Below are 26,566 nucleotides of genomic sequence, written 5' to 3'. Positions count from 1 at the left end.
TGAAGAGAGGCCACGGAATGGGGGGCGCTGAGGACGTGTCCTTCAGCGCCGGCGGGACGGGCTGCGACGAGCCCGATGATGGCGGATGCCGCGACGGCGGCCTCGGCGTCGTGCGCCGAGTCGTGATGACCGAGGTCCTGGCCGCGCGCGCCGAAAGCGGCGGCGCCGTCGAATTCAACGACGACGTAGCCGGCGTATTCGCCGGCACGGGTGGCCACTCGGACGTCGACGTCGGCGTCGCGCCAGTGGAGTTCTTGGCTGGGTGCGCATGCACCGCAGCCGACTGCGTTTGACAAGTGAAGAAGCTTTCGGTGGGATCCGTGCCGAACCGATCGGGGCACAGAGATTCGGATCCTGGTATTAGGGCCACACACGTCGCACAATGCGTTCGCGGGCCGGTGATGAATGATGCCTCCGGTAGGAGGGACGTTCCCACCGTACCATGCCCACCCGGAATTGGACCTGGCAGTTCTCCCCACGGTCAACGGGCCACCAGTTCGACCGCGTCGATCTGCCGCGCGGCCAGCGCCGCTTCGGTGCGCGTACTGACTCCGAGTTTGCGAAGCACAGCCGACACATGCACGCTGACGGTCTTCACACTGATGTAGAGACGTTCGCCGATCTGCCGGTTGCTGAGCCCCTCGGCGACGAGCGCGAGCACCTGACGCTCCCTCGCCGTGAGGTGCTCGGCCTCCCCGGAGTCGACGCCGGCACTGGCATCCGCGCGCAGCCCGGCGGCATCGGCGAAGGTGCTGACGGCGGTCTGGAGCTGCACGTGGCCGAGCTTCTCGGCGACGGTCGACGCTTCGGCGAGCAAGACGGCGGCAGCCGCGCGGTCGCCGCTGTCGACCAGCATCCGTCCCAGCTCCAACCGGGTGATCACCCGGAAAGTGACGGGCATGTCGTCGCCATCGGCGACGGACACCGCGTGCTGCAGGGCGGGAATGGTCGGCGCGAGCAACGCGTCGAGAATCGACCACCATGCCCCGGCGCGCAACTGCTCGGGCTGAGCCTGCCAGGCCGCACGTACGGCGTCGACGGCGGGAGCGACGACACCGCCGTCGGCACGCAGCGCGGCGATGATCCATCCGGCTTGCAGCAGCAACCGTCGCTGGTGCAGAAGGACCGGGCCCTCGTCGTTCAGCATCGCGAGAATCGCGTCGAGAGCGCCGGTGAGGTCGCCACTGCTCTCGGCCACCGCCACCTTCATGACCACACCGTCGTACCAGATCTGGCGCTCCACCTGTCCGGTCTCTTCGAACGCCGGCATCAGCCCCCGCAGCAGTTCGGCGGCTTCCTCGGACCGCCCACGCCAAGCGAGCAATCGCACCTGCGACATGGTCGTGTACAGGCGGAACACCCGCAGCGTGCTCTTCTCCAGATCGCGTGCGAGAAGCTGCTCCGCCCTCTCGATGTATCCGAGTTCGAGAAGCGGCGACACCATGTTCTGCGTGAGGATCGACCCCGACGTGCGCTCGACACCGAGCGAGCGCGCGCGCCCGAACCCCTCTTCCGCGACCTGCACCGCCTCGCGATAGCGACCGAGCAGGGTCAGCGTGTCCGAGAAGTTCACCCGGTAGCGCAGCTCGGCGTTCGACTCCACGGCGCGCACCCGCGCGGTCTCGTAGGCGGTGAAGCCACCGACGAGGTCGCCGAGATGCACCAGGCTCCCCCCGCGAACGTTGGCCGCAACGGAGATCTCGGTGTCGGAACCGGCGCGCTCGGCGAATTCCTGTGCGCGCGCCGCGAAATCGATCGCCTTCTGCCGGTGACCTGCGACCATGTGCCGGCTGGCGAGGTAGTTCAGGATCGAGGCGCGCAGGCGATCGTCATCGACCCCGGCATCGAGCACGTCAAGCGCCTCGCTCAGCAGTTCGATCGGCCCAGGGCGGCCCAGATTGGTCAGGTACAGCGCCTTGTCGCGCAGCAGGCGCACATGGGTCCGGGGGTCGACCACCGCCGGATCGATCTCGCCGAGGGCGACGTTCACCACCGCCAGCGCACGCTCGCCGTCGCCGGCGTTGCGCAGCACGGAGCCGAGCAGCGCGAGCAACGGGATGCGTTCGATGCCGGCCGCATCCGCCGCATCTGAAACCCGCGGCCAGAGTTCGAGCGCCAACTCGCCGAAACGGGCAGCGCTCGCGAAGGCATAGCGGGTCTTGGCGTGCAGCATCGCGGCGACGGATGCCGTGAGCGTCCGCCGATCGTCCTGCGCGAGTTGCCAGTGATACGCGAGCGCGGCCGCATCGCCGCTGCCGGTTCCCGCGCAGTTCTCTTCGAGCATCTCCGCATACGCGCGGTGCAGCCGAGCACGCTCACCGGGGAGAAGATCGCCGTGCACGGCCTCGCGCAGCAGCGCATGCCGGAAGCGGTAGCCGTCGTCGACGACGATGAGAATGCCGCTGCGCGCAGCCTCGCGCAGCGCATCGTCGAGCTGAGTCTCGGAGATGTCGACCAGCCGCGAGAGCAGCGAATGCGACAGCGGCCGCTCGGAGCCCGACGTCACCTGGACCACACGGCGGGCATCGGCGCCGAGTCGGTCGAAGCGGCCGAGCAGAAGGTCGCGAAGCCCCTCGGGCAACGGACCGGACGCGCAGCAGGCGATCTCCTCGATGAAGAACGGCACGCCCTCGGCGCGCTCCTGCATCCGCTCCAGCGCACCCTCGGTGAGAGGCCGTCCGACGAGCTGCTCCGCGAGCTGGCGCACCGCGCCCTCATCGAGACGCTTCAATGCGATGCGTTCCAGCAGTCGCGCCCTGCTCGCCTCACCGATGAAGCCGCTCACGGCGTCGCCGCGGCGCACGTCATCGCTGCGGCAGCTGATCACCAGCAGGATGCGCCCGCGGGTGAGCGTGCGCAGGAGGAACGACAGCATCGCCAGGGTCGAATCATCCGCCCAGTGCACGTCCTCGACGATCAGTACCTGCGGCGCACGCTCTGCCGCCACTTCGATGAGGGTGGCGATCGCATCACGCAGCCGCTCCGGGCTGGTGTGCGCACGGTCGGTGGGAACGTCGACGAGTTCGGGCAACAGCATCCCGAGTGCCTCGGCGCCGACGCCGACCGCCGCCCGCGTCTGCTCGATGCCCAGCAGAGCGACGAGCGAGCGCAGGATGCCGGTGAGGGGGCCGTACGGCGTGCGCGCCGATCCCAGATCGAGGCACCAGCCGACGTGCACGTCGGCACGGGTGGCGATCTCTTCGCCGAACTCGCGCAGCAGCCGGGACTTGCCGATGCCCGCCTCGCCCTCGACGAGCACGGCGGCGGGTGTTCCTTCGGTGGTGCGCTCGAACATCCCGCGCAGCAGGGCGAGGTCGGCGTCGCGGCCGACCATCGCCGCGATCGGGACGGATGGGAGCATGAAGACATCGTCCCACTCTCCACGGACATCAGGGGCGTCCGGGGCGGCTGTCTTCATGGCATTCACCGTCACCGCAGGGATCACCGGGCTGCAGCGGGCTCGCACGGCGCCGCGGCACGACGCGATGCGGATGCGGATGCGGATGCGGAATCCGACGCCACCCGGCGGGAGGCGACATCCGGGGCCGTCCCCGTCGTCGCCGATACGGGCGCCGCGGTCGCCCGCGGTGCGCGGCCCACCATGCGGCGGATCGCCCGACGCAGAACGCCCTCAGGACGGAGGACGACCTGGTCGGCGTGCTCCTTGATGAAGCGACGGCGTGCGAGCGCCCGCTCCAGCTGCTCGAGTTCGAGCTCGGTCGTACGTTGGCTGAGATAGGGGTGTTCGAACATGAGGTTCTCCTGACGGTTTGCTGTACCCCTACATTCCGCTCTGAGGCCCCCTGCCGACATCGGACGGATGCCCTATCTTCGGCGCGGATCTGAGGCGGCATCCGTCTAGGGTGGCCTCATGCCCGTCAGTCGCAGCCGCCGTGCCCGCGTGGATCGTCGGCGACGCCGGCGGGTGGCGGCAGCCGACAACGACCTGACGCCGGCGGAATGGGACGCGCTGCGGCGGGAGTGGGGCGGATGCGCGTACTGCGGCATCGGCGACGTCCCGTTGCAGAAGGACTGCGTGCAGCCGATCTCACGCGGCGGCCGCTACACGGTGACGAACGTGGTCCCCGCGTGCGGCTCCTGCAACGCCAGCAAGTCGAACGGCGAGGTGACGAGCTGGCTGCGGCGCCGCGGGCTCGATGAGAGCGCGTTCCTGCTGCGCCACCATGCCGTGCAGCTGTCCTTCGTGACGGACGACCAGCCGGACTGAGCCGCGGACCGGTCAGGCGCGCAGGAGCGTGGCGCGCAGCGACGGCCGAGATTCCGGCGGGACGACGATGGCGAGCATCCGCACGAGTGTCGTCATCCACACCAGGCCGAGCCCGATCACGATCGCTTCCAATGCCGTGACCGAGTAGAGCCCGAAGAACACCCACAGCAGCACCGCGAGCACGACGAGGGCGACCACCCCGATCGTGGTCACCACGAGAGCACGCGGCGGCTTCGAGATCACGAATGTGGTGGATGCAGCGGCTGCCCCGAACAGCACCAGCGCGCCGAACGCGACGATGTTGTGCACGACGGGCGCCGCGTGCAGCGGGAACAGCCCGACCGCGGCGAGCGCGACCCCGGTCGCCGCCCAGAGCGCGACCACTCCGCCGATGCGGGGCAGTGGAGCATCACCGCGCAGCCGATGCAGGTCGCGTCCGATGTACGAGCCGACCGTCGCCACCAGGAGCCCGGCGACGACGAGCGTGCCGTTGAAGGCCCAGGAGCCGGTCCCGAGGCCGAGCTGCGAGAAGTTGCGCTCCCACCAGCGCGGGTCGGTGGCGGTGAGCATCGCGAAGAGCGTGCCGATGATGAGGAATCCGAAGAGGAGACCGGCGAGGTCTCCGGTGCGCAGGGTGATCCCGGCGTCGAACGCGAATCGGCCGGCGAACGCACTCGCCGCACCGGTGAGCAGACCGCCGCCGAGAGCGGAGAGCTCCAGCCCCTGCAGACCGACGCCGAGGATCTCGCCGGCGAGGAGCACCCCCATCGCGGCGACGGCGCCGAACGCGATGGTGAGCGCGATCGCAGAGACGTCGGAGATCACCGCCTGCCAGCGCGGCATCGGCGCGGTCTCACCGCGTCGGTGCAGAACGGTGCTGGCCACGAACGCGGTCGCCGCACAGATCGCGGCGACGCCTGCCGCGGGGAACACGACGGAGCCGTCCCCGGCCAGCGGACGCGGAACCCCCTGAAGCAGCAGCATCCCCGCGCCGGTGCCAACGGCGAAGCACAGCACCATGGCCCAGATCGCCTGGGTCTCCTGCCGAAGCCGCCGCGCCGTGTCCATGACTCCATCGAAGCACGGGTCGCCGACGCGGCGTCCAACCCCGCCGAGATCGCGCCGGTCACCCCCGCAACCATCGCTGCCGGAGCCATGCTCCGATCACGAATCGCGTGTCGTCGGCATCGATGTCGACACCGATCGATGCAGCGGCGCGGCGCAGGCGATAGTGCACGGTCGCCCGATGCACACCGAGTTGATCTGCCACCTCGGCGATCCGGCCGCCGTGCGTCACGTACGCCTCGAACAGCTCGATCGTCTCGGCTGGGGCCTCGGCCAGACGACGAAGCGGCTCCGGGAGCAGGTGCTCCGGCGGCTCGTCCGCGAGGAGAGTCGCAATCGACGCGGCGATCGGGTCGGCGCTCCAGGATGCCGATCGACTGCCCCGCGACCGCGCGACGCGCACCGCGATCAGCGCCTGCTCGTACGACTCCCACGACGCGACCAGTTCGTCGACCGGCGCCCCGATGCCGAGGACGGCGCCGAGCGGCTCCTGCGCGTCGGAGGCGTCCGTCTCGCGAATGATCGCGGCAACGACACTGCCGATCGCTTCCGGAGTCGGCTCATTCCGGAAACCGATCAGGATGAACGTCTCCGGCATGGTCGGCACGAAGCTGTAAGCGTCGATCATCGGGGTGGTGATCGCGCGCAGCAGCGCGTGCGAGATCACCTCGCGTGGGGGTGGCCCTCCCCACGGCGCCCACTCGGCATTCAGCGAGAGGCAGAGCGCCACGAATCGACGCGATCGCGTGAACATGCCGAGCTCGATGAGCTCGTTCGCTGCATTTTCTCTGCTCGGTGCATCAGAGGTGAGCAGACCGAGCATCTCGGATTCGACCTCGGCGTTCACCGCTTCGATCGACTGTGAGATGTTCACCAGCACGGCGCGCAGCGTCTCGACCGTCTCCGTGATGAGGACGACCTCGCCGGGGGTGAGCGGCTCGACGAGAGTGACCCACAGAAACCCGAGCACGCCGTAGCGCGAGCGCAGCGTGATCGAGAGTCGCGCGTACTCGATCCCGAAAGCGGGATCGGGCTCGATCACACGGGGCGCGCGTTGTGCGTGCAGCCGTCGGTTGCGCAGCTCGGCGGCGAGGGCATCCGTCGGGCGCCGCTCCGACAACGTCTGCAGCCGCGCCGGGTCGAGATCGCCGTAGTGAGCGCTACTGGCGAGCAGCACGAACTCGGCATCTTCGAGCACCACGGACCGGCGCAGCGACATCGCGAGCCGATCGACGGTCTCCTGCACGGTGTCGAACATCGGGCCTCCGCTACCTGACCGGCGAGACGCCTCTGATCCTACGCCGCGGACCGCACGAGGACCCGTCACACGACGAGCTCTCCACCCTTCACGACTGCCGAAACATCGCAGAAACGCTCGATCGCCCCAAGGTGCGCTCCACGGACCGCAACGAGGTCGGCGTACCGCCCGGGAGCGATCGCTCCGATATCGGCCGATCGCCCGAGGCAGTCGGCCGCGACGGTCGTCGCCGATTGCAGCGCCTGCATGGGAGTCATTCCCCACTCGACGAACTCCGCCAACTGGCCGGCGTTCCTGCCATGGGGGAACACGATCGCGTCGGTGCCGTACGCGATGCGCACGCCGGCCTCGATGGCGAGCCGCACGGCGGCACGCGCCGAGGCACCCACCGCAGCCGTCTTCGCCCGGACGCCGGCCGGATGATTCTCCCGCTCGGCGTGCTCCTCGACCCACTGCAGCAGATAGGTGGTCGGCACGTAATAGGTGCCGTGCTCGATCATCGCCGACATGGCGGCCTCGCCGAGCAGGGTGCCGTGCTCGATGGTCCGGGCACCGGCGCGGATCGCCCGCAGCGCGCCCTCTTCACCGTGCGCGTGGGCCGCGACGTAGAGACCGTAGAGAGCCGCCTCTTCGACACAGGCCCGCAGCTCGGCCTCGGTGTACTCGGGCGCGCCGGGGTTCGTGCCCGAGGCGTAGACGGCCCCGGTGGTGATGACCTTGATCACATCTGCTCCGCGGTGCGCGATCCGACGCACCGCCGAGCGCACCTCGTCGACCGAATCGGCCACGCCGAAGCGGTAGGACTTCGGAAGTTCGATGTCGACGGCGAGGTCGGTGATCTCTCCTCCGCCGGACGAGCAGGTGACGTAGGCGCCGGCGCACACCATGCGCGGACCTTCGCAGATGCCGGAGTCGATGGCATCACGCAAGTCGCAGTCGACGAAGGCGCGGAAGCTGCCGACGTCACGAACGGTCGTGAATCCCGCGCGCAGCGTGGCACGAGCGTGGCGCACTCCCAGGAGCGCGTCGCGGGCCGGCGAGCCGGTCAGGAATGGACTGTAGCTGCCTCGTTCGAGCTCGCCGATGAGGTGCGTGTGCAGATCAATCAGCCCGGGGGCGACGAGGTGCTCGCTCAGGTCGAGTACGTCGTCACCGCCGTGCCGCGAGATGGACCATGGCTCGACGGCGGCGATGCGCTCACCCTCGAGAACGATGGCATGGTCGGTCAGCACCTCTCCGGTGAGCACATCGGCGATTGCTCCGGCACGGATGGTCCTGACGGTGTTCGTTGCAGTGGTCATCGAACGACCTCTCTTTCCTCGGTGGTGACCAGGCGTCTACCGACGACGACCCGCACGATGATCATGGCGACGGCGACGACAGCGCCGACGATGGCGAAGCCGGCGAAATAGCCGGTCTCGTTCTCTCCCGGGATGAACCCTTCGCCGGCGACGCCGGCCGCGGCGATGCCGATCGCGACGGAGAGGTAGTGCACCGAGAGCATGCGCGTCTCGAATCCCTCGGGAGCGACGGCTGTGGCAAGGGAAATACCGGATGGCGAGACGACGACGTCGGAGGCGCCGAAGACGAACACGATGAAGACGAGCACGATGATCGGAGTGAGTCCGCCGACTCCGGAGGCCGCGGCGAGCCACCCCATCCCGAGCGCGCATCCGGCGAACGCGACGGCGAACTTCACAGGCAGCGACGGCTGCCGCTCCCCCAGCGCTCCCCAGACTGCTGCGAGGATCGGCGCGACGATGATCGTGCACAGCGGCGCGATGCCGAGCACCATCGACGGCGGGAGTTCGACACCGAAGATGACCCGGTCGGTGCTCGCCTCGGAGTGGATCGCCACGGTCGTGTACAGCTGCTGATAGAGCATCGCGAATACACCCGTCGCGCAGAAGAAAGGCAGATAGCGCAGCACCCGTCGCTTGTGCTCGCGGTCGAGGTCGTGGCGGGTGAGCAGCTTGGCCAGCACCCCGACGGCGACGACGAGCGCTCCGATACCGACGAACGTCGCCGGGTTCCAGCCGGCTGACACCGTGCCGATGACAACCGCAACAGCCATGACGACGCCGAGGATCGGCCAGGCGAGCGCCCAGCCGTGAACGCCGCGGCCCACGAGGACGGGGGCTGTGGCCTCGGTCCCGCGGCGGAACGGCAGGTACACGAGCAGACCGACCAGGATCGCGATCGCGGACGTGAGGAACCCGATCCGGAAGCCGTACTCCGTCTGCAGCACGCCGGTGAGAGTGATGCCGACCATGGCGCCGCCCGCGCTTCCGAGGTAGTAGATGGTGAAGCCCGACTCGCGCTTGGACTCGTGCGTGTTGAGCGTTCCTCCCAGCAACGTGCCCTCGCTGACCCACATCGACGCGGCCCCGAATGCGATCGCGAGGAGCCCGATCGTCAGACCGATATGACCCGGTACGAGCGCGAGCACGAGGTAGCCGATGAACGCGAGCACCGCGCCCCATCGCAACCCACGGCCGGCACCGAGCACATTGTCGGCCAACCAGCCGGCGAAGATCGTCGCGAGGAAGGTCGAGGCGCTGTACGTCGACACGATCGCGATCGCCACAGAGGGGGACAATTCGAGTCCCCCCTCACTGCTGGCGAAGTACACGTAATACACGAGGATCGTCTGCATGCCGTAGTAGGCGAGGGCATCGAATCCCGCAAAGCCGGCCACGGGATACATCGTCCGGGGCAGGCCGAAGAACGTACGCGCTGTCGGTGGAGCGCTGGTCGAGCTGCTGACGGTCATTGCGCCTCCATTGGTGCATGGGGTGCCGCGATGCGGCTTCGGGTTGTCGAGAGTCAATCCGATCGCGGACTCCGGCGGTTTCGACAGCGGTGGAAATCTGAGACGAGAAATACGACGAGTGTCGCAGACGCGATCCTCGTCGGAGCGGTGACGATGGTCGAGTGAGCAACGACGCAGATCTCCCCTTCTCCCGAGACGAGTACACCGACCGCCTTCGACGCATGCGACGAGCGATGGCAGACGCCGACGTCACGGTCGCCATCCTCACCGCCCCCGACACGATGGCGTGGCTGACCGGCTATCGCGTCCGCTGGTATCGCCAGCACACGTCGACGTCGATGCCGCCGGCGCAGTGCATCGTCGTGCACGTCGAGGAGGGAAGCCCGTTCATCATCGATGCCGGCTACCACGAGGAGCTCGCTCGCACCGGGACTGTGCTCGACGACGTCCGCACGCTCCCCACGTCCTCGGAGATGCACGAGGCGTCACTCGCCGACTATGTCGCCTTCCTCGCCGACCAGATACGCCCATGGGCGGGCACACGGGTGGGGATGGAACGGTGGAGCTGCATCCCGAGCCCCGCCGTCGCCGACGTCGTCGACGCCATGCTCGAGGGTCTCGGATGCCGCATCGTCGATGTCACGCTGCCGTTCCGCGGCATCCGGCGTCTGAAGAGCCCCGCCGAGATCAGCAAGGTCGAACAGGCGCAGGCGGCGACGGATGCCGGCATCCGCGCGATCCTGGCAGAGGCCACTCCCCAGACGACCGAGCTCGAGGCGTGGGGCATCTATTCACTGGGCATGGTGCGCGCGGGCGGGGAGCCGGCGGCGCTGCACGAGACGGTAGCCGCAGGCGCCACGGTCTCCGCCTTGCACCGACTCAGCGGGCGTACAGCCCTCGGCTCCGGCCCGGTCGTGCATCCTGACATGGCCTCGTCTGTCGACGGATACCACGCCAGGGCCACCCGACCCTTGATGTTCGACGGGGTCTCCGATGAGAGCCGGCGACAGGTCGCCATCGCCGCCGGGGCGTACGACCTGGTCCTGCAGTACGGGAAGGTCGGCGCACCGTGGGGACAGCTGATCGGCGCCCTTCGCTCCTACTTCGCGGACAGCGGGGCGCCAGGTGCCGGCTCAGCCGCGTACGAACTCGGGCTCTCCGTCGCACCCACCGACTTCGTCGGTGAATTCACCTGGGGGATGGACGACGAAAGAGACGACGTCATCGAAGCGGGACTTGTGACGAACTTCGAGTCCTGGACGTCGCTGATCCTCGTCGACACCGTCGTCTTCGAGGAGGCCGGTCCTCGATTCCTCTCGTCACTGCCGCGCGACGTCCTGGAGTTCGCATGACCGCGGCGCCCTGGAATGAGCAGTTCGTGCTGCACACGGCGGCAGGTTCGATCCGCGTGCGCGAGTGGGGTGATCCCGACGGCCCTCTCGTCGTCTTCCATCACGGCACGCCGAGCAGTTCGATCGCCGTTCCTGGCGGCTGGGACGGTCCCTCTGCGGCCGGCGTCAGGCTGTGCTCGTACGACAGGCCAGGCTATGGCGGCTCACCTTCGACACCAGGGCGAACGGTCGCCGATGCTGCGGAGTGGAGCGCACGCATCGCAGACGCTTGCGGTGCGGATCTTTTCGCGGTGATGGGCACATCGGGTGGGGGGCCGCACGCCGTCGCGGCCGCCGCGCTTCTGCCGGAGCGGGTCACTGCGCTCTGCGTCGACGTGGGTCTCGGCCCCGCCCGTCTCGGCTTCGACGCCGCGAGCGGGATGGTGGACGAGACGGTCGCCGAGATCGATGCCGCGCGCCGAGGCGAGAACGCGCTGCGCGAGCATCTGGGATCGCTCGGCCCCGGCACGGATGCCTTGAACGACTGGATGGCTCGACTGCCCGAGAGCGATCGCGAGGTGCTCGGCCGTGCCGATGTGCAACACGAGGAAGCGGTCGAGGCGACGGAGTGGGCCGTGCACGGCATCGACGGCTGGGTGGAGGACGACCTCGCATTGTTCAACAGGGAGTGGGCATTCGACACAGACGACGTGCGGATGCCGACAAGGCTCATCTACGGCTGTGCCGATGTGCTCGTTCCTGCGTCGCACGGCGAAGCCTGGCTCGAGTTGATCCCGCACGCGGAGATGCACCTCGTGCCCGGCGGCGGGCACTGGCTGCGCGACCACGAGGTGGAGGCGCTCCGCTGGTGCCGCGGTAAGGCCCGGGCTGCCGCGCGGTCATCCGGTCACGTGCGCCACTGACACGACGGCGTTCGTCCGCCGCGCCTCCTCGGCGAGCCAGACCACTCGGTGCGTCGCGAGGCTCTCCTCCGGCCCGGACAGCAGGACCGATCGGTCCCCGGTGCGCACCGCGTGGAGGAACGCCTGGACGAGCGCGTCATCCGCACCGCCATGGCCGTCGGCGGCACTGGCGTTGCCCCGCGACTCGGGAACGACCTCGTACTTGCGGTCCTCCACGAAGTCATGGACCACCAGCGTGCGCCCATCCCCCTCGATGCTCCCGGCTGTTCCGAACAGCCTGGTCTTGCGGAAGTCCAGCTCCGTGAATGCCGTGACGGTGAAGGATGCGGTGACGCCGCCCTGGTACTCGATGTTCACGACTTGATGATCGACGACATCGTTCTGTCCGTCGAAGACGCAGCGGCCGTACGGCCCGTCCCGAAGAGCGCGATCGATGCCGGATGCCGTGACATCGGTGGTGAGCACGGCGAGGGGCCACCGCTCGAACGTCTCGTCGCCGAGGAAGCCACGATAGATCTTCGTCGCGGAGTAGGCGCAGGTGTTCTGCAGCGGGCAATCCAGGCAGCGTGCCGTCGCGTTGGCCGGCTTGCTCTCCGGCCGGAAGTGCAGGAGGCTCCCGAAGGACGACACCCTCTCGACGGGAAGCCCCACGATGTACGACAGCCAGTCGATGTCGTGACTGCTCTTGGTGAGCAGCATCGGTCCGGAGTCCTCCTCGCGAGCCCAGTTGCCTCGCACGTAGGAGTGGGCGAAATGCCACCAGCCGATCGGCTCGAGGTGCTCGACCGAGACCAGACGGCCGATCGCCCCCTCGTCGAGCAGGTTCTTGAGGGTCTGCGAGTAGCTCGAATACCGCATCACATGGCAGACCGCGAGCATCACTCCGGCCTCTTCGGCCGCCGCCACGATGCGCGCCGATTCCTCCTCGGTCGGAGCCATCGGCTTCTCCAGCAGCAAGTGGTAGCCGGCACGAGCGAGGCCGATCGCCGGCTCGGCATGCAGCCGGTCGGGGGTCGAGACGACGACCGCGTCCGCGATCATCGTCGGCAGTGCGGCGATCTCCTGCCACGTGTCGTAGACGATCACGGGCTGCGCGGAGAGCTCCGCGAGGAATGCCCGCAGCCGCGCTTCGTCCGGTTCGACGACGGCGGTGATCAGCGCACCCTCGGCGACCGCGCGTCGCGCATAACCGGTTCCTCGTGAGCCCGCGCCGATGATGGCGAGACGGGTGGGGACGACGGCGGTCATTTAAGAGCTCCTTGAACGAGCCCAGCGACGAATTTGCGCTGGAAGATGAAGTAGAGGACGACGATCGGCAGGATGACGATGAGGGTTCCGGCGGCGAGCAGCGGAATGTTCTCGCCGTACTGCTGGACGAAGGTGCCCAGGCCCGACGGCGCGGTGCGGCGGGCAGGATCGCGGATCAGGATGAGCGCGAGCAGGAACTGGTTCCAGGCCCACATGAACGTCAGCAAGGCGTACGTGATGATGGCCGGCCGCGCACCGGGGATGAGGATCTGCACGAGCGTGCGGAAGCGGCCGGCGCCGTCGAGCTGCGCAGCCTCGATGATCTCGGCAGGCACGGACTCGAAGTGCGTCCGCATCCAGAAGATCCCGAACGGCATGAACGCGCCGACCAGAGGCAGGATGACCGCCCAATAGGTGTCGATGAGTCCGGTCGACCTCATCGCGAAGTACAGCGGGATCACGATCGCTTCGTAGGGCAGGGTGAGACCGGCGATGAAGAAGGCGAAGAGCGCCCCCTTCGCGGGCATCCGCATCATCCCCATCGCGTAGCCGGCGAGCGTGGAGCAGATCACCGCGATCGGCACGACCACCACGGCGATGATCGCGCTGGATGCGAGGAGGGATCCGAAGCCGGCCATGCTCCACGCCGTGAGGAAGTTTCCCCACTGCGGGTCGGTGGGCCAGGTCAGCCGCGGGACCAGAGTGTCGGCGGGCTGCAGAGCGGCCGAGACCAGCGCGAGGAAAGGGAGCACGACGCTGAGTGCCGCGACCAGGAGGAACGCCGCGGAAAGGATGCGGGAGGCGGGGGATCTCATGCGTTGCGCCTTCCGGCTCGGCCGATGAGCGCGACGAAGACGAGGATGATCGCGCTGAGGACGGTGGCCAGCGCGCACGCGAGACCGACCTCGTTGGACGTGAAGACGAGCTTGTAGATGAGCACCCCAGGGACGATGGTCTGGTATCCGGGACCTCCACCGGTGGTGACGTAGACGATGTCGAAACTCGCGAGCGCAGAGATGAGGGTGACCGTGGCCGCGACGACGATCTCGGCCCGCACGCCTGGCACGGTCACGTGCCAGAACTGCCGGATCGGTCCGCAGCGATCCAGGCGCGCGGCTTCGTAGAGCGAGGGATCGATCTTCTGGATGCCGGCGAGCAGAAGCATCATGCAGAGCCCGGTCGTCACCCAGGTGCCGATCACGCCGACGGCGGGATAGGCCCAGGTGAAGTCGCCGAGCCACGCACGCGCCACGTCGCCGAGGCCGATCGCGGTGAGGCCCTGGTTGATGGGCCCGTCGGCTGCATAGAGATACCGCCAGATGACGCCGACGGCGACGAGCGGAAGGATCTGCGGAAGGAAGAGGATGGTCCGCACCAGTCCCGATCCGCGCCGAGGGCGGGCGGCGATCACCGCGGCGATGATCAGGCCCAGGATGACGGGGAACACCGTATAGAACACGATGAACCCGAGGCCGTTGCGGAGCGCGGTGAGCAGGCGCTCGTCGGTGACGACCTTGACGTAGTTCTCGACACCGGCCCATGTGGCCGCGCCGATGCCGTCCCAGTTCCAGAACGAGAGCCAGATGCTCTGCACCCAGGGCGCGACGATGAAAGTTCCGTAGAACACGAACGCCGGAAGGATGTAGAGGAGTGCGCTCCAGCCGCGGCGGGGGCGGCGAGGGGAGCCGGCGATGTGCGCCGACTCCCCCCGCGTGCGGGACAACGATGTCGTCATGGTCAGCCCGCGTGCGCCTTCGCCCAGTCATCCTGGATCGATGCCAGGAAGTCGTCCACCGAGAGCTGCCCGGCGATGAGCTGCTGGGTGCCCGCCTTCAGCGTGTCGTTCATCGTGGCCGTGGCGTTGTTGTTGAACGCGACCAGTCCGTCTGCCTCGGCGACCTTCGCCCAGGAGGCGACGATGTCGCCCTGGAGGGTCCCCTCCTCGGCGACGGCGACGGTCGGGTCGTTCGGCATGAACCCCTGAGCGAACTGCTGCTCGCTCGCCTCTGAGGATCGCAGGAAGTCGAGGAACGCGGCCGCTTCATTCGGGTGCTCGCTCTGCGCCGAGATGGCGTAGGCGACGGACGTGCCGATTCCGGTGACGTTCGCACCGGGGAAGGGCAGGAAGCCCGCACTGTCACCCAGCCCGTCGCCGATCTTGCCCGCATCCCAGATGCCGTCGACGAGGAACAGCCCCTTACCCGCGATGAAGTTGTCCACCGCGCCCTGCAGATCCGTGCCGTTGGCTGTCGTGGCATCGCCGAGGTACCCGGCCTTCTGCCAGGCGGCGAGCGTCTCGGCGGCGGTGCGGTTGGCCGCCGTGTCGAAGGTCTCCCCCTCGTGACCGAAGGCCCAGGCGTTGGCGTCGTCGGCGCCTGCTTCACCCTGCCCGAGGAGCTGGACGATGAAGGCCGCATGTCCCTCGGCATTGCCGAGCTGGACGGGCAGCGCACCGGCGCTGCTCGCCTTCTCCAGAGAGGCCTCGAGCTCCGCCAGCGACGTCGGCGCCGTGATGCCGAGCTGTGCGGCGAGAGCCTTGTTGTAGTAGACGCCGACGAGCGAGAAGCCCGCCGGCGCTGCGACGAGAGCGCCGCCATCGCCGAGGGTTGATCCGTCCTCGGCCACGCGCCACTGGTTGAGCTGATTGGCGGGGAAGAAGTCGTCCCATCCGTACAGGCCGGCGTAGTCGTCGAGGGGCAGCACGAGCTTGTTCTTGACGGTGTTGGCGACGGCGTTGAGCAGCACGATGTCCGGGGACTGATCTCCGGACAGGTTCAGGTTGACGCTCTGGTTGTAGTCGTCGTAGTTCGTCTGCGAGTACTCGATGGCGATGTTCGGGTGTTCGGCTTCGAAAGCCGCGATCGTCGCCTCGGTGGCTGCGCCGGACTCGGGGGTGGACATCAGGGTGAGGGTGATCTCGTCGGTGGTCAGCTCGGTGCTGGCCTCGATGTCGGCTGCGCTGTCGTTGGTCGTCGCGCCGGGAGCGCAGGCAGTGAGAGCGATGCCGAGAAGCGTGCTCGCCGCGAGGGGCGCGAGCACGAGTCGGGTGCGTCGTTGCATGTGATTGTCGCTTTCCAGGTGAGGGGAGTCTTTATTTTGCAACTCTCCGTGGTAATTCCCCAAGATAGGTCACCACCTGCAGGCTGTCAAGCCGCATGACGCGCGGATGTGATAGTCAGGAGACGTGACATCCCCCGCGCTCGGAACCGACCTCGCAGCAATGCGGCGCCTCAACGACCAGGCCGTGCTGACCACACTCTGGGACACGACCGAACCGATGACGGCCACCCACCTGGCCGCATCGACAGGACTTTCCCGCACCACCGTCGAGGCTGTGCTCTCCGGGATGCTCGAGAACGAGCTGATCCGCGCCGAGCAGCTGCGACCGACACGCGCCGGCCGTCCGGCACGCGGATATCGGCTCGCCGCTGATCGCGGCATCGTCATCGGGATCGACATCGGCCCCCACGGCATCGCCGGCATCGCCGGTGATCTGCGCGGCACGGTCACCGCTCCCCACCGCCGCATCGAACAGGACCTCTCCGGCGGCGAAGACGCGGTGACCGCGATCCTCGGGGTCGTGGACGCACTGCTCGCGGAAGCGGGAAAGTCGGCCGACGATCTCGCCGCACTCACCGTCGGCATCCCGGGCATCGTCGACGCCAACGGCCACCCGGTGAAGACGACCGTCGTTCCGGATTGGCTCGTGATCGACATCGATGCGCACCTCCGGCGGGCCTACCCGCAGACGACGATCTTCTTCGACAACGACACCAAGCTCGCCGCGCTCGCCGAGATCGAGAACGGCACGATCGGCTCCGACGAGACCGCCGTGGTTCTGCGTATCGGCAATCGGATCTCGGCCGCGTCCGTCGTGGACGGGCGAGTCGCACGTGGCGCGCACGGCGCGGCCGGCGAGATCGGCGCTCTCGGTCGCGTGGCGTGGCCGCAGGCTCAGGAACGACTTTCCGCCCGAGCCGAGGGAGGCATCGAGACCCTGTTCACCGGCGGCAACGATGACGCCGTGGCCGAGTTCGCCGCCGGGATCGCCGACGGCCTCGGCGCGCTCGTGCTCGCGATAGACCCCCATGCGGTCGTGGTCAGCAGCAGCATCCCCGAAGGGTCCGGTCGGATCGCCGATGCCCTGCGGGTCGAGCTCTCGGAGCGCGCCCTGTTCATCCCCGAGCTCCGCGCGTCGACGCTCGGGGCAGCGGCACCGTGCCTCGGAGCTCTCGCAGTGAGCAGTGCCTCCGGTCGCGAGCAGCTCTTCGCACACACGTCTTGACAATTACGTAAGAGTCCGGGTTAATTGTCCTCGTCGGACCGGCGCACCCCCGCGACCCTCCGATCTATCGATCAAAGTCGATCCTTGAGGAGCAAGATGATCCGCCGAACATTCCCCCGCAGACTCGCGGCGGCTGCCGTCACCGCGACCGCCCTGAGCGCCCTCGTGCTCGCAGCCCCGCCGGCATGGGCCGCCGATACGCCCCCGAATCCGGTCGACAAGCCGGGCTACACCCTGGACTTCAGCGAAGAGTTCAGCGGGACGACGCTCAACACCGACAAGTGGCTGCCCAATTACCTCCCGCACTGGGTACCGGCCTCCGACATCGCCGACACAGCGGCGCGGTACACGATCTCGAACGGCACCATCAAACTCCGCGTCGATCAGGACCAGCCGCCGTGGAACCCCGACCAGGACGGCACCGTCGTGTCTTCGGCGATCCAGACGTACAACCAGAACAACTGGCATCCGTTCAACGGCAGTGCCGTGAACCGGAACAACCTTCCCACCTTCAACGGCTACTCGACCAAGTACGGGTACTTCGAGGTCAGGGCGAAGAAGTCGAACGCGGGCGGCGGCGGCCATCAGGCCGTGTGGCTCGTCGGCACCAACACGACGGGCGGCCAGGCCGAGATCGACTTCATCGAGACGTTCTTCAGCACCCCGACCAATTGGCGCATCGCGGCCTACGGCTGGGGCGACCCGAACTTCCTGAGCTCGTGGCACCTGTCCAACGTCCCGGTCTCCGGCTCGCCCACGACCGAGTTCCACATCTACTCGATGGACTGGACGCCCACCGAACTGAAGTTCTACTACGACGGCCAGCTGGTGAAGACGATCAACGACGCCCCGAACACGGCCATGGGCATCATCATGAACATCTACACCGGCGCCGGCTCCGGCCAGCCGAACGACGTGTGGCCGAAGCAGTGGGAAGTCGACTACCTGCGCGTCTACAAGGACAACGCCGGGTACACCGAGGCAGTGTCTCCCACCTGGAAACTCATCAACAACCGGCACAGGGCAGGAGCCGTCAACGTCGAGCCGAACGACGGCCTCGTCCGGTTCGGTGAAGTGCCCAGCACCTACTGGAGCGCGCAATGGGTTCCGGAGACGACGGCATCAGGTGCGATCAAGTACCGCAACCGATGGACGAACCAGTACCTCTACGTGAACGGCACGACCGTGCGTCACGGCACCGCCGCAACGGCGGGAACGGCGGCCGAGTGGTCGGCGCCGTCTGCGGGCAGCGGCTACGTCCGCATCCAGAATGCGTCCGGCGCCCTGCACGTCGAGAACGGCAACGGCAAAGTCGAGTTCGGCAGCGTGCCCAGCACGTGGTGGTCCTCCCACTGGCAGCTGAACGCCGCACCCGCCAACTGACGATCCGCGAACCGGGAGGAGGGCTGACGGCCCTCCTCCCGTGAGGAGCACATCATGAAGAGCATCCGTTCGAGCAGACTCGTCTCGATCGCCATCGCCCTCGCGGTCGCCTCGGTCAGCGCCGCAGGACTGTCGGGGTGCACCGATACGCCGCCGGCGGCATCCCCCCAGGCCGATGCGAGTCCCACCCCGCGATTCGACCCCGACGCCACGCTGTGGACCATCGCATCGACGGGGGAGCAACTGGACCTCGAGGATGCCGACGTGCAGGCGTTGCAGAAGGTCGTCGCGCTCCACTCCGGAGCATCCGACAATCGGTCGCCGGGTACCGCCACCGCGTCGGTCGCGGCCGAGACGTCGTACTTCACCCCCGCGTTCGCCGAGAGGCTCTCCGTACAGGGATACAACGATGCCGTCGTCGCGCTGTACGTCGACAACGATCTGACGATCGAGCAGACAGGGGTCGCGTGGATGCCGTCGAGCATCGATGCCGACCGCGCGCACGCGACGGTCGGATTCGAATCGCTCTTCCAGATCGTCGGCGCATCGGAGGGATATCTTCATGAGCTCGACGTCGCAGCCGGAACCCAGCTCGCCCAGCCGCGCGAGTACACGCTGACGAAGGTCGACGGGCAATGGCTCATCGACGACATCGCGAAGGGGCCTCTTCGAAAGACGACGGGCGCGCCCTAGCGATCCCGGGGGATGCAGCATGCACGGCTAGCGTTATCGGCATGCGCATCCCTGCCACGATCCGCGCTGCGAAGCGGGCCCCACTGCTGCAGGTCGTGAAATCCGCCGCGGCGACGATCGCCGCGTGGTTGCTGGCGGGCTGGGCGTTTCCCGGGCAGCTTCCGGTCTTCGCCGCGATCGCGGCGCTGCTGGTCGTGCAGCCGAGCGTGAACCAGTCGCTGTCGAAGGCACTCGAGCGCAGCATCGGTGTCATCGTGGGCGTCGTCATCGCCGTCGCCCTCGGTCTGCTCCTCGGATCCCCGAGCTGGATCGTGCTCCTGGCGATCGTGGTCGCGATGCTCGTCGCGTGGGTGCTCAGAGCGACTCCTGGGACCGGCAATCAGGTGGCGATCTCGGCGATGCTCGTCCTCGCCCTGGGGTCATCCAGTCCGGAGTACGCCATCGCGCGCATCGCGGAGACGCTCATCGGCGTCGTCATCGGCATCGTCGTCAATGCGCTCATCGTCCCGCCCGTGCTCATCGCTCCCGCCCGGCGCGACCTGGGGCTTCTCGGCGCCGAGCTCGCCGCAAGCCTCGACCGCCTCGCCGATGCCCTGCCGGAACCGCAGGCGCCGGCGGCTCTGCAGGAGCTGATGCTGGAGGTGCGACTGCTGCGGCCGATGAAGAATGCCGCCGAAGCATCCATCGCCGCCGGCGAGGAGTCCCTGACGCTGAACCCGCGCCGCTCCACGCACCGCGCCGACCTGCAGGAGATGCGCGCTCTTCTGCAGAAGATGTCACCGATCGTCACCCAGGTGATCGGGATGACGCGCGCCTACTTCGATCACTACGACGATGCGCTCGGCGAGGAGCCGGCCGTCGCGGCGATCGCGGAACAGCTGCGGCGCGCGGGGCACGATGTGCGCCTCGCCGTGCAGATCGCCGAGGTGTCGCCCGACCCCGAGACTCTGACCTCGTCGATCCCCGCGCTGACCGCGCCGCTCGTCATCCGCCCACCGTCATCGGCGCACTGGATTCTCGTCGGCTCGCTGATGGAGGATCTCCGGCGCATCCGCGGGCAGCTCGTCGGGGAGGACTGACCTCGAGTTCAGAGAGCGCGAACGGCTGGATCTCAGCCCGAAATGGAGCCGTTTGCGCTCTGCGAACGCCGGCGACCCGTCGTCAGAGGAGCGGATCGGCGTCGTTGCGCTTGTCGTCGTACATCGCCTGATCGGCGCGGACCAGAGCGGTGTCGACGGTATCGCCGGGTTTCATCTGCGCGACTCCCCATGACCACGGGTGCGTCGCGAACTCACGGAGCCGATGCATCAACAACCTGGCCTCTTCGGCGTCCGTCTCCGGCAGCAGCATCGCGAACTCGTCACCGCCGAGCCGGCCCACGATGTCGGACGAGCGCGAGAGCGACATCCACTGTGCAGAGAGCGATCTGAGCACGAAATCCCCTGCCGCGTGCCCGGCCCCGTCGTTGACCGACTTGAACTTGTCGAGATCGAGGACCGCGATGCTGACGGGGCGATCATGACGCGCGGCGCGCCGGAACTCCATCCCGGATTTCGCCACGAAGCCGCGACGATTGAGCGCGCCGGTGAGCTCGTCGGTGTGCGATTCGAGCCGGATGCGGTGACGGACGAAAAGCCCCGCTTCCAGGCAGAGCCAGGTGAACAGGGCCGCACCGAAGAGATTCACCGGCCCCAGAAGGGCATTGGTCCCTTCGACGGCTGTCGTGTACGGCCCGTAGACGATCGCGCCGCCCACGAATGCAAGGATCGCGAGTTCGCCGAGCCGCGCGATACGGGCGCCGTAGAACCAGGAGAAGTACATGGCCATGAGCGGAAGCTCCTGCAGCGCGGCGATGGCGTTCTGCCGTTCGTCGGAGAACCCGAGGTAATAGGCCGAGACGACCGCGTGCGCGACGACGAGGGCGATTCCGGTCCAACGCGCGAGTTCCACCCCGAAGAGGGCGACCATCACGACGAGCGCAAGACAGATGCCGAGAATACCGATCGAGAGCACCTGCTCGAACAGGGTGAGATCTTTCTCGAACAACTCGAAAGCGCCCAGGGCGGCGAACAAGAGGGCGATGGCGGCTGTCACCACGGAATAGGTCGACGTGCGCTCGCGCACATGCCGCAACCATCCCGTCCGCAGCCAGCGGAGATCCTCCGCGTCAGCAGCGCGGATGTCCTGGACGACCATGTTCCTACTCCCCCCGGCGCGTTCTGACACCGTCCCGACATCCAGGCTAGACGCTCCTCCGGTGAAGACGCTGTCCGGAGCTACACTGAATCGTGCCAAACCACGCCAGCCTCGACGCCGAGGGTGCCACGACGCGCATGACGATCGTTTTCCAGCCGATCGTCGACCTCCATCTCTGGCGCGTCGTCGGTTTCGAAGCACTCGCCCGCTTCGCAGACGGCGCTCCGCCGCCCGCCCACCTCGCCAGGGCAGAGGCCGCCGGTTCCCGGGAGGAACTGGAGCTCGACCTGATCCGCAACGCCGTGAGCGCTGCGGTCGCCTTGCCCTCTGACGCGTTCGTCACGCTCAACGCCTCCGGTTCCACCATCCTTCGGCCAGAGATGGCCGAGATCCTCGAACCCTGTGCGCGACCCTGGGGACTCGAGATCTATGAGGGGGCGACCACCGCGAGCCTCGCCGCCGTGCGAGAGCGGGTCACCGGTCTCGGCGGACAACTCCTCGTCGATGACGCCGGTGCAGCCAGCGCCGACGAGGCGAGGATCACGACGCTGCGCCCCGAAGTCGTCAAGATCGATCGCACCCTGTTCTGGCAGGTGGCCGCCGACGACACAGCGCGGGGCGTGCTCGAAGGCCTGCTCGCCGCGGCGCGCGAAAGCGGCGCGAAAATCCTCGTCGAAGGCGTCTCCGACGACGCCGAGGTCGAACGGGCGCGCGCTCTCGGCTCGGATCTCGCGCAGGGCTTCCATCTCGGGGTCCCCACCCCGGCCGAGGGCGTCCCCGAGATGCTCGCCGAGCTACACCGGCGCGTCGGGGTGGATGCTCCGGGTCTCTGACCGTCGGCTCGCGCCGCGATGGCGACGCAGCCGCACCTTCGGGAAGATCTTGATGCTGCCGAGCACCACGTAGATCACCGTGTTGATCGCGACGAACGTCGCCAGTACGCCGAACCAGTCGGAATACAGAACCGACTCCGGCAGCAGGAATCCGGCGGGTGCGATCATGCGACGACCGCCTTCTCGGCTCCGTGGTCGACGTGCTTCCAGGTGGCGCTTCGCCCGAAGGCGATCTCGAACACGCCCCGGAGGAAGGCGAGGTTCAGGAAGCAGTCGTACACGAGCTCGGGGAACACGAGCATCGCGATGATCCTCGCCCGCCACCCTCCGCGCCAGACCGTGACGGTGCGCTCGATCGAGAAGAGCACTCCGATGCCGATCCAGAACGGGAACCACACCCATGTGTCCATCGCGACGATCATCAGGATGATCAGCGCGAAGTACGTGAACAGCGCGAGCACGCCGTAGCCGATGCCGATCTGCTGCGCCCAGTAGCGGAGGGTCTGCGGCGTCACCCCGTATGCTCCGAGGTTCTCGAGGGCCCCGCGCTGCCAGCGCAGACGCTGCGCCCACAGCATCCGCCAACTCGGCATGAGCTCGGTCACCACCGAGCAGGCGGTCGGTGAGATGGTGAGGCCGCCGAGCGACTTGATCGCGATCGTGAGCTCGTTGTCCTCGGTGAGGGCGAAGGTGTCGTAGACCTCGCCGTGAGTGCCGGGCAGCTCCGTGCCGCGGGCGTCCGCGACGGCGCGCAGCGCTGCCGAGCGGAACACGGATGCCGTGCCGGTGAGCACGAAGACGCGACCATCCCGGCGGCGGATCTCGCGCTGGTAGCGGGTGTACTCGTTGCGCTGGAACTGACCGAGGAGGCCGTGGCCTTCCTCCCCTTCGAAGAGGCCCCCGACAGCCATCAGGGCACGATCGTCGCTGAAGCGGCGCATCGCCTCGGCGAGGAAGTCATCGCCGATCTGGCTGTCGGCATCCATCACCATCACGGTGTCGTTGTCACCCAGATCCGGCAGCAGATCCTGCAGCGCCTGATTGAGGGCGCCGCCCTTCTTGTGCGTGTTCCCGACGGTCTCGAAGACCTCGGCACCGTGCTCTCTGGCGACGGCGACGGTGCGATCCGTGCAGTTGTCGGCGACCACGACGACTCGGGCAGGAGGCGACGTCTGCTGCTGCAGCGACCGCAGCGTGAGCGGCAGCGAGGCCTCTTCGTTGTGCGCGGGGATCAGCACCGTCACCGTCACATCGCCGGCGAACACCCCGCGGGTGCGTTCCATCACCGCGCGCGGCGCGAGCAGGAGCCCGGTCACCTCGGTGTCGGCACGGCGATAGCGGCCGGCGACCACCCGTTCGCTGATCACGACGAAGAGCACGAGCAGCAGGGCGATACCGACAGCAGCGGCCAGCACGCCGAGGTGAGGCAGCTCGGTGCTGTAGAGGATCTTCCACGCACCGGCGAGGGTCAACTGCGCCGGCTCCCAGAGGACGGGCGGATCGGTCACCGCGATCCCCCACCACAGCAGCCCGGCGGCGAGCAGCACGATCACGATCACCGCCAGACCGACGGTTCGTTGGAAGAACCTGTTCACGACGTCACCCCTCACTGTGAGCGCGAGCGCTCACCCTCCCCCCGCCACGATGTCATGGACCGACGCCGCCTGCCAGTCGACGGATGCTGTTACCGCGATCATTCGTCGTTGACTCTCTGGTGCCGCCGCGCACACAATGAGGATCATGACTTCCCCGGCGTCGACGACGACCATGACCGACGACCCCAAGCTGCTCGACTACAACGCCTGGCTCTTCCAGTCTCAGGCGACAGACGAGCAGCGCGCCGGCCAGGCAGAGCGCCAGGCGGCGATCCTGGCCGCGGCCGAGGGCACGATCGCCTCGGAATGCTTCATCTCGGAGCTGGCCATGGTGCAACCCACCCGGTTCCGCCTCGGCGACCGCAGCTATATCGCAGCCCACGCCTATGTCACCGGCAGCATCGCCATCGGCGCGGACTGCACCGTCAACGCCTTCACCGTGGTGCGCGGAACCGTGACGCTCGGTGACGGCGTGCGGATCGGCGCCCACACCTCGATCCTGGGCTTCAATCATTCGATGGCCCCTGACCGGCCAGTGCACAAGCAGCCGGGAACCGAGATCGGCATCACGATCGGAGACGACGTCTGGATCGGCTCCAACGCGGTCATCGTCGACGGTGTGATGATCGGGAGTCACGCCGTGATCGGTGCCGGATCCGTGGTGACCAAGGACGTCGCCGAGTGGGCCGTCGTCGCGGGCAACCCGGCGCGGTTCATCCGGGATCGTCGCCAGACGAAGCCCGCCCGGGGCGCAGCGCGCGCGGAGACGGCTGCTCTCCTGGCCGAGTTCTCGGCCCGGGCGCGAGATCAGCGCGAGCAGGTGCTCGACCACTATTGGCAACCGGGGGCGCTGGCGCCCGACGGCACCCCGACCGGTCGCTTCTTCGACCCGCAGGCGGGTCAGCCGACTCTTCGGGCGCATGCGGATGCTGTCGAGATCTCCTTCCTGCTGAGCGATGAACCTCCCGCTCAGCTCAGCGCGCACGACCACGTCGAGCGCCTCCGGCAGAACCAGGATCCGCTGACCGGGCTCATCCCGCTGCTCACTGGCGACGGTCTGCATGGACCCGCTCCCACCGGATGGGAGCAAGGCGAAACGCACTATCACGTGCTCAGCCAGGGCTACGCGCTCGATCTGCTCGGCGCCCGATTCGAGCATCCGATCCGCACGATCCAGACGATGAGCACGACCGACCTGATCGATTCCTTGAACACCCTGCCATGGCGCGATCATGGGTGGAGCGCCGGAGCCACGGTCGATGCCCTGGGCACCGCGATGCTGCGCAACTTCCTCGCCGAAGGCGAGCGCTCGGCCCGGTCCACGGCCCACTTCGATGCGCTGATCGGCTGGCTGGTCACACACGCGCACCGCGAAACGGGCATGTGGTCGCGCCCCCGGCAATCCGACGGGATGCTGCAGCCGGTCAACGGTTATTACCGGGCCACCCGGGGCACGTTCGCGCAGTTCGGCATCCCGCTGCCGCATCCCGACCAGGCCATCGATGCGGTCCTCGAGCACGCCGAGGACCGCCGTCATTTCGGGCCCGGCCGGACCACTGCCTGCAACGTGCTCGACGTGGCGCATCCGCTCTGGCTGACCAGCCGCCAGTCGGGACATCGCCGCGCCGAGATCGAGGCCTGGGCCCTGAGCCAAATCGGCACGGTCATCGACCAATGGCGCGACGGGCAGGGATTCTCGTTCGCCCATGCACCGACGAGCGGCCCGACTCGGGCATCACACCGACCGGGACTGCAGGGGACGGAGATGTGGCTGGCCACCCTCTGGTACCTCGCCGACCTGTGCGATCTGGCGGAATCCCTGGACTATCGCCCTCGCGGCGTGCACCGCCCGGAGCCGGCCATCGACCTCTACACCTGAGGCGTTCCCGGCGACCATCACCTTCGAAGAGCGCAAAGGGTTGCATCTGCGGCGCAGATCAAGCCCTTTGCGCTCTGCGAACCGGCCTACCCTGGTCCCATGGCCGAAATGACCCTGCCGAAGGCCCTCGCCGAACTCGCCGCCCTCGAAGACCCGAAGATGCGCGCCGCGAACGAGAAGCGCGGCGACGATCATGGCATCAACCTCAGCAGGATGCGTGCGCTCGCGAAGCGCGTCAAGATCGATCAGCCGCTTGCACACGAGTTGTGGGCGACCGGTGAGACCCCGGCCCGACTGCTGGCCCTCCTGATCTGCAAGCCCCGCGAATTCACCGCCGACGAACTCGACGCGATGCTCCGCGAGACGGCGGCCCCGAAGGTGAACGACTGGTTCGTGAACTACGTCGCGAAGAAGACGCCGCTCGCCGAGGAGCTGCGACGGCGCTGGTTCGAGGACGCCGACCCGACTGTCGCCGCTGCCGCATGGTCACTCACCACCGACCGCGTCGTCAAGAAACCCGAAGGGCTCGACCTCGAGCGTCTGCTCGACCTCATCGAACGCGATCTGAAGGACGCGCCTGCCCGCCTGCAGTGGTCGATGAACGAGTCCCTTGCCCAGATCGGCATCCACCATCCGGAGCACCGCGCCAGGGCGCTCGAGATCGGTGAGCGCCTGCAGGTACTGGCCGACTACCCCACTCCGCCCGGATGCACGTCTCCGTTCGCCCCGCTCTGGATCGGCGAGATGGTGCGCCGCCAGGAGCGCTGAGTTCCGGCATCCGCGCGGGTCTTGGCCCGGAGAACCACCTTGCTTCGGCCTTTCACGGCCGCGGTGCGCCGGCATGATGCGTCCCGTCGACGTTCTACGGAGGCCACA

23 protein-coding genes are annotated in these 26,566 nt (G+C 67.9%); 10 read left to right on the top strand and 13 right to left on the bottom strand.

Annotation, left to right across the window (positions count from 1 at the left end; all coding sequences use genetic code 11):
• Positions 1-481: 481 nt before the first annotated feature.
• Positions 482-3,418 carry a helix-turn-helix transcriptional regulator gene (locus tag MRBLWH12_RS15830; protein WP_363550643.1) on the bottom strand — a complete coding sequence of 979 codons (2,937 nt, stop codon included), beginning with the start codon at positions 3,416-3,418 and terminating at the stop codon, positions 482-484.
• Positions 3,419-3,441: 23 nt separating this feature from the next.
• Positions 3,442-3,753 carry a hypothetical protein gene (locus MRBLWH12_RS15825; protein WP_363550641.1) on the bottom strand — a complete coding sequence of 104 codons (312 nt, stop codon included), beginning with the start codon at positions 3,751-3,753 and terminating at the stop codon, positions 3,442-3,444.
• A 118-nt stretch (positions 3,754-3,871) separates the two neighbouring features.
• Here MRBLWH12_RS15825 and MRBLWH12_RS15820 point away from each other — a divergent pair, with 118 nt between their 5' ends.
• Complete coding sequence (locus MRBLWH12_RS15820) at positions 3,872-4,228, top strand: HNH endonuclease (RefSeq protein ID WP_363550639.1); 357 nt, start codon at positions 3,872-3,874, stop codon at positions 4,226-4,228.
• 12 nt (positions 4,229-4,240) lie between these two features.
• Here the strand turns inward: MRBLWH12_RS15820 and MRBLWH12_RS15815 are convergent, their stop codons facing one another.
• From MRBLWH12_RS15815 to MRBLWH12_RS15800, 4 genes are all read right to left on the bottom strand, one after another.
• Positions 4,241-5,296, bottom strand: coding sequence for a DUF998 domain-containing protein (locus MRBLWH12_RS15815; protein ID WP_363550637.1), 1,056 nt, complete (start codon positions 5,294-5,296; stop codon positions 4,241-4,243).
• Between the two features lie 58 nt (positions 5,297-5,354).
• Positions 5,355-6,551: a PucR family transcriptional regulator gene (locus MRBLWH12_RS15810; RefSeq protein WP_363550635.1), complete on the bottom strand. Its 1,197-nt coding sequence runs from the start codon at positions 6,549-6,551 to the stop codon at positions 5,355-5,357.
• A gap of 65 nt (positions 6,552-6,616) precedes the next feature.
• Entirely contained in the window at positions 6,617-7,852 is a 1,236-nt protein-coding gene (locus MRBLWH12_RS15805; protein ID WP_341976296.1) for a metal-dependent hydrolase family protein, read from the bottom strand.
• A complete protein-coding gene (locus MRBLWH12_RS15800) occupies positions 7,849-9,324 on the bottom strand; it encodes a peptide MFS transporter (protein WP_341976297.1) in 1,476 nt (491 codons plus the stop codon). The genes MRBLWH12_RS15805 and MRBLWH12_RS15800 overlap by 4 nt, the downstream gene beginning before the upstream one ends.
• Before the next feature lie 161 nt (positions 9,325-9,485).
• Here MRBLWH12_RS15800 and MRBLWH12_RS15795 point away from each other — a divergent pair, with 161 nt between their 5' ends.
• Positions 9,486-10,676: a M24 family metallopeptidase gene (locus tag MRBLWH12_RS15795; RefSeq protein WP_363550633.1), complete on the top strand. Its 1,191-nt coding sequence runs from the start codon at positions 9,486-9,488 to the stop codon at positions 10,674-10,676.
• Complete coding sequence (locus MRBLWH12_RS15790) at positions 10,673-11,578, top strand: alpha/beta fold hydrolase (RefSeq protein ID WP_363550631.1); 906 nt, start codon at positions 10,673-10,675, stop codon at positions 11,576-11,578. Before MRBLWH12_RS15795 ends, MRBLWH12_RS15790 begins: the two co-directional genes overlap by 4 nt.
• Here MRBLWH12_RS15790 and MRBLWH12_RS15785 read toward each other — a convergent pair.
• The 4 genes from MRBLWH12_RS15785 to MRBLWH12_RS15770 are packed head-to-tail and all read right to left on the bottom strand — an operon-like array spanning position 11,555 to position 15,886.
• Complete coding sequence (locus tag MRBLWH12_RS15785; protein ID WP_363550629.1) at positions 11,555-12,826, bottom strand: Gfo/Idh/MocA family protein; 1,272 nt, start codon at positions 12,824-12,826, stop codon at positions 11,555-11,557. The two genes, MRBLWH12_RS15790 and MRBLWH12_RS15785, sit on opposite strands and share 24 nt — an antisense overlap.
• Positions 12,823-13,641 carry a carbohydrate ABC transporter permease gene (locus tag MRBLWH12_RS15780; protein WP_363550627.1) on the bottom strand — a complete coding sequence of 273 codons (819 nt, stop codon included), beginning with the start codon at positions 13,639-13,641 and terminating at the stop codon, positions 12,823-12,825. The genes MRBLWH12_RS15785 and MRBLWH12_RS15780 overlap by 4 nt, the downstream gene beginning before the upstream one ends.
• Positions 13,638-14,561 (bottom strand): carbohydrate ABC transporter permease, encoded by a 924-nt coding sequence (locus MRBLWH12_RS15775; RefSeq protein ID WP_341976302.1) that lies wholly within the window; start codon positions 14,559-14,561, stop codon positions 13,638-13,640. Before MRBLWH12_RS15775 ends, MRBLWH12_RS15780 begins: the two co-directional genes overlap by 4 nt.
• A gap of 2 nt (positions 14,562-14,563) precedes the next feature.
• Entirely contained in the window at positions 14,564-15,886 is a 1,323-nt protein-coding gene (locus MRBLWH12_RS15770) for an ABC transporter substrate-binding protein (RefSeq protein WP_363550625.1), read from the bottom strand.
• Between the two features lie 124 nt (positions 15,887-16,010).
• Here MRBLWH12_RS15770 and MRBLWH12_RS15765 point away from each other — a divergent pair, with 124 nt between their 5' ends.
• The 4 genes from MRBLWH12_RS15765 to MRBLWH12_RS15750 all read left to right on the top strand — a co-directional run bounded on the left by MRBLWH12_RS15765 (position 16,011) and on the right by MRBLWH12_RS15750 (position 20,266).
• Positions 16,011-17,111 (top strand): ROK family transcriptional regulator, encoded by a 1,101-nt coding sequence (locus tag MRBLWH12_RS15765; protein ID WP_363550623.1) that lies wholly within the window; start codon positions 16,011-16,013, stop codon positions 17,109-17,111.
• Between the two features lie 96 nt (positions 17,112-17,207).
• Positions 17,208-18,494, top strand: a complete 1,287-nt coding sequence (locus MRBLWH12_RS15760; RefSeq protein ID WP_363550622.1) for a glycoside hydrolase family 16 protein — start codon at positions 17,208-17,210, stop codon at positions 18,492-18,494.
• Positions 18,495-18,548: 54 nt separating this feature from the next.
• Complete coding sequence (locus MRBLWH12_RS15755; protein ID WP_363550620.1) at positions 18,549-19,187, top strand: hypothetical protein; 639 nt, start codon at positions 18,549-18,551, stop codon at positions 19,185-19,187.
• Between the two features lie 41 nt (positions 19,188-19,228).
• Complete coding sequence (locus tag MRBLWH12_RS15750; protein WP_363550618.1) at positions 19,229-20,266, top strand: FUSC family protein; 1,038 nt, start codon at positions 19,229-19,231, stop codon at positions 20,264-20,266.
• Between the two features lie 82 nt (positions 20,267-20,348).
• Here the strand turns inward: MRBLWH12_RS15750 and MRBLWH12_RS15745 are convergent, their stop codons facing one another.
• The gene (locus tag MRBLWH12_RS15745) at positions 20,349-21,383 is read right to left on the bottom strand and encodes a GGDEF domain-containing protein (RefSeq protein WP_363550616.1); all 1,035 of its coding nucleotides are present in this window, start codon (positions 21,381-21,383) and stop codon (positions 20,349-20,351) included.
• A gap of 92 nt (positions 21,384-21,475) precedes the next feature.
• Here MRBLWH12_RS15745 and MRBLWH12_RS15740 point away from each other — a divergent pair, with 92 nt between their 5' ends.
• Entirely contained in the window at positions 21,476-22,216 is a 741-nt protein-coding gene (locus MRBLWH12_RS15740; protein ID WP_363550614.1) for an EAL domain-containing protein, read from the top strand.
• Here the strand turns inward: MRBLWH12_RS15740 and MRBLWH12_RS15735 are convergent.
• Both MRBLWH12_RS15735 and MRBLWH12_RS15730 read right to left on the bottom strand, forming a co-directional pair.
• A complete protein-coding gene (locus tag MRBLWH12_RS15735) occupies positions 22,178-22,384 on the bottom strand; it encodes a hypothetical protein (protein WP_341976310.1) in 207 nt (68 codons plus the stop codon). The genes MRBLWH12_RS15740 and MRBLWH12_RS15735 overlap by 39 nt on opposite strands.
• Positions 22,381-23,811: a glycosyltransferase family 2 protein gene (locus MRBLWH12_RS15730; protein ID WP_363550612.1), complete on the bottom strand. Its 1,431-nt coding sequence runs from the start codon at positions 23,809-23,811 to the stop codon at positions 22,381-22,383. Before MRBLWH12_RS15730 ends, MRBLWH12_RS15735 begins: the two co-directional genes overlap by 4 nt.
• A 145-nt stretch (positions 23,812-23,956) precedes the next feature.
• Between MRBLWH12_RS15730 and MRBLWH12_RS15725 the strand changes: the two genes are divergently transcribed.
• Positions 23,957-25,690 carry an acyltransferase gene (locus MRBLWH12_RS15725; RefSeq protein ID WP_363550610.1) on the top strand — a complete coding sequence of 578 codons (1,734 nt, stop codon included), beginning with the start codon at positions 23,957-23,959 and terminating at the stop codon, positions 25,688-25,690.
• A gap of 99 nt (positions 25,691-25,789) precedes the next feature.
• Positions 25,790-26,458, top strand: a complete 669-nt coding sequence (locus MRBLWH12_RS15720) for a DNA alkylation repair protein (RefSeq protein WP_363550608.1) — start codon at positions 25,790-25,792, stop codon at positions 26,456-26,458.
• Positions 26,459-26,566 lie beyond the last annotated feature (108 nt).

Origin of the sequence: Microbacterium sp. LWH12-1.2, assembly GCF_040675825.1 — a bacterium.
Taxonomy (GTDB): Bacteria; Actinomycetota; Actinomycetes; order Actinomycetales; family Microbacteriaceae; genus Microbacterium.
Note: the sequence above shows the minus strand (reverse complement) of the source record. Positions and strands in the feature narration are given on the sequence as shown.

Excerpts from the sequence above, each read along its gene's own strand:
- MRBLWH12_RS15830 (WP_363550643.1), bottom strand. The coding sequence starts at position 3,418 with ATGAAGACAGCCGCCCCGGACGCCCCTGATGTCCGTGGAGAGTGGGAC.
- MRBLWH12_RS15825 (WP_363550641.1), bottom strand. The coding sequence starts at position 3,753 with ATGTTCGAACACCCCTATCTCAGCCAACGTACGACCGAGCTCGAACTC.
- MRBLWH12_RS15820 (WP_363550639.1), top strand. The coding sequence starts at position 3,872 with ATGCCCGTCAGTCGCAGCCGCCGTGCCCGCGTGGATCGTCGGCGACGC.
- MRBLWH12_RS15815 (WP_363550637.1), bottom strand. The coding sequence starts at position 5,296 with ATGGACACGGCGCGGCGGCTTCGGCAGGAGACCCAGGCGATCTGGGCC.
- MRBLWH12_RS15810 (WP_363550635.1), bottom strand. The coding sequence starts at position 6,551 with ATGTTCGACACCGTGCAGGAGACCGTCGATCGGCTCGCGATGTCGCTG.
- MRBLWH12_RS15805 (WP_341976296.1), bottom strand. The coding sequence starts at position 7,852 with ATGACCACTGCAACGAACACCGTCAGGACCATCCGTGCCGGAGCAATC.
- MRBLWH12_RS15800 (WP_341976297.1), bottom strand. The coding sequence starts at position 9,324 with ATGACCGTCAGCAGCTCGACCAGCGCTCCACCGACAGCGCGTACGTTC.
- MRBLWH12_RS15790 (WP_363550631.1), top strand. The coding sequence starts at position 10,673 with ATGACCGCGGCGCCCTGGAATGAGCAGTTCGTGCTGCACACGGCGGCA.
- MRBLWH12_RS15785 (WP_363550629.1), bottom strand. The coding sequence starts at position 12,826 with ATGACCGCCGTCGTCCCCACCCGTCTCGCCATCATCGGCGCGGGCTCA.
- MRBLWH12_RS15780 (WP_363550627.1), bottom strand. The coding sequence starts at position 13,641 with ATGAGATCCCCCGCCTCCCGCATCCTTTCCGCGGCGTTCCTCCTGGTC.
- MRBLWH12_RS15775 (WP_341976302.1), bottom strand. The coding sequence starts at position 14,561 with ATGACGACATCGTTGTCCCGCACGCGGGGGGAGTCGGCGCACATCGCC.
- MRBLWH12_RS15770 (WP_363550625.1), bottom strand. The coding sequence starts at position 15,886 with ATGCAACGACGCACCCGACTCGTGCTCGCGCCCCTCGCGGCGAGCACG.
- MRBLWH12_RS15760 (WP_363550622.1), top strand. The coding sequence starts at position 17,208 with ATGATCCGCCGAACATTCCCCCGCAGACTCGCGGCGGCTGCCGTCACC.
- MRBLWH12_RS15755 (WP_363550620.1), top strand. The coding sequence starts at position 18,549 with ATGAAGAGCATCCGTTCGAGCAGACTCGTCTCGATCGCCATCGCCCTC.
- MRBLWH12_RS15750 (WP_363550618.1), top strand. The coding sequence starts at position 19,229 with ATGCGCATCCCTGCCACGATCCGCGCTGCGAAGCGGGCCCCACTGCTG.
- MRBLWH12_RS15745 (WP_363550616.1), bottom strand. The coding sequence starts at position 21,383 with ATGGTCGTCCAGGACATCCGCGCTGCTGACGCGGAGGATCTCCGCTGG.
- MRBLWH12_RS15735 (WP_341976310.1), bottom strand. The coding sequence starts at position 22,384 with ATGATCGCACCCGCCGGATTCCTGCTGCCGGAGTCGGTTCTGTATTCC.
- MRBLWH12_RS15725 (WP_363550610.1), top strand. The coding sequence starts at position 23,957 with ATGACTTCCCCGGCGTCGACGACGACCATGACCGACGACCCCAAGCTG.
- MRBLWH12_RS15720 (WP_363550608.1), top strand. The coding sequence starts at position 25,790 with ATGGCCGAAATGACCCTGCCGAAGGCCCTCGCCGAACTCGCCGCCCTC.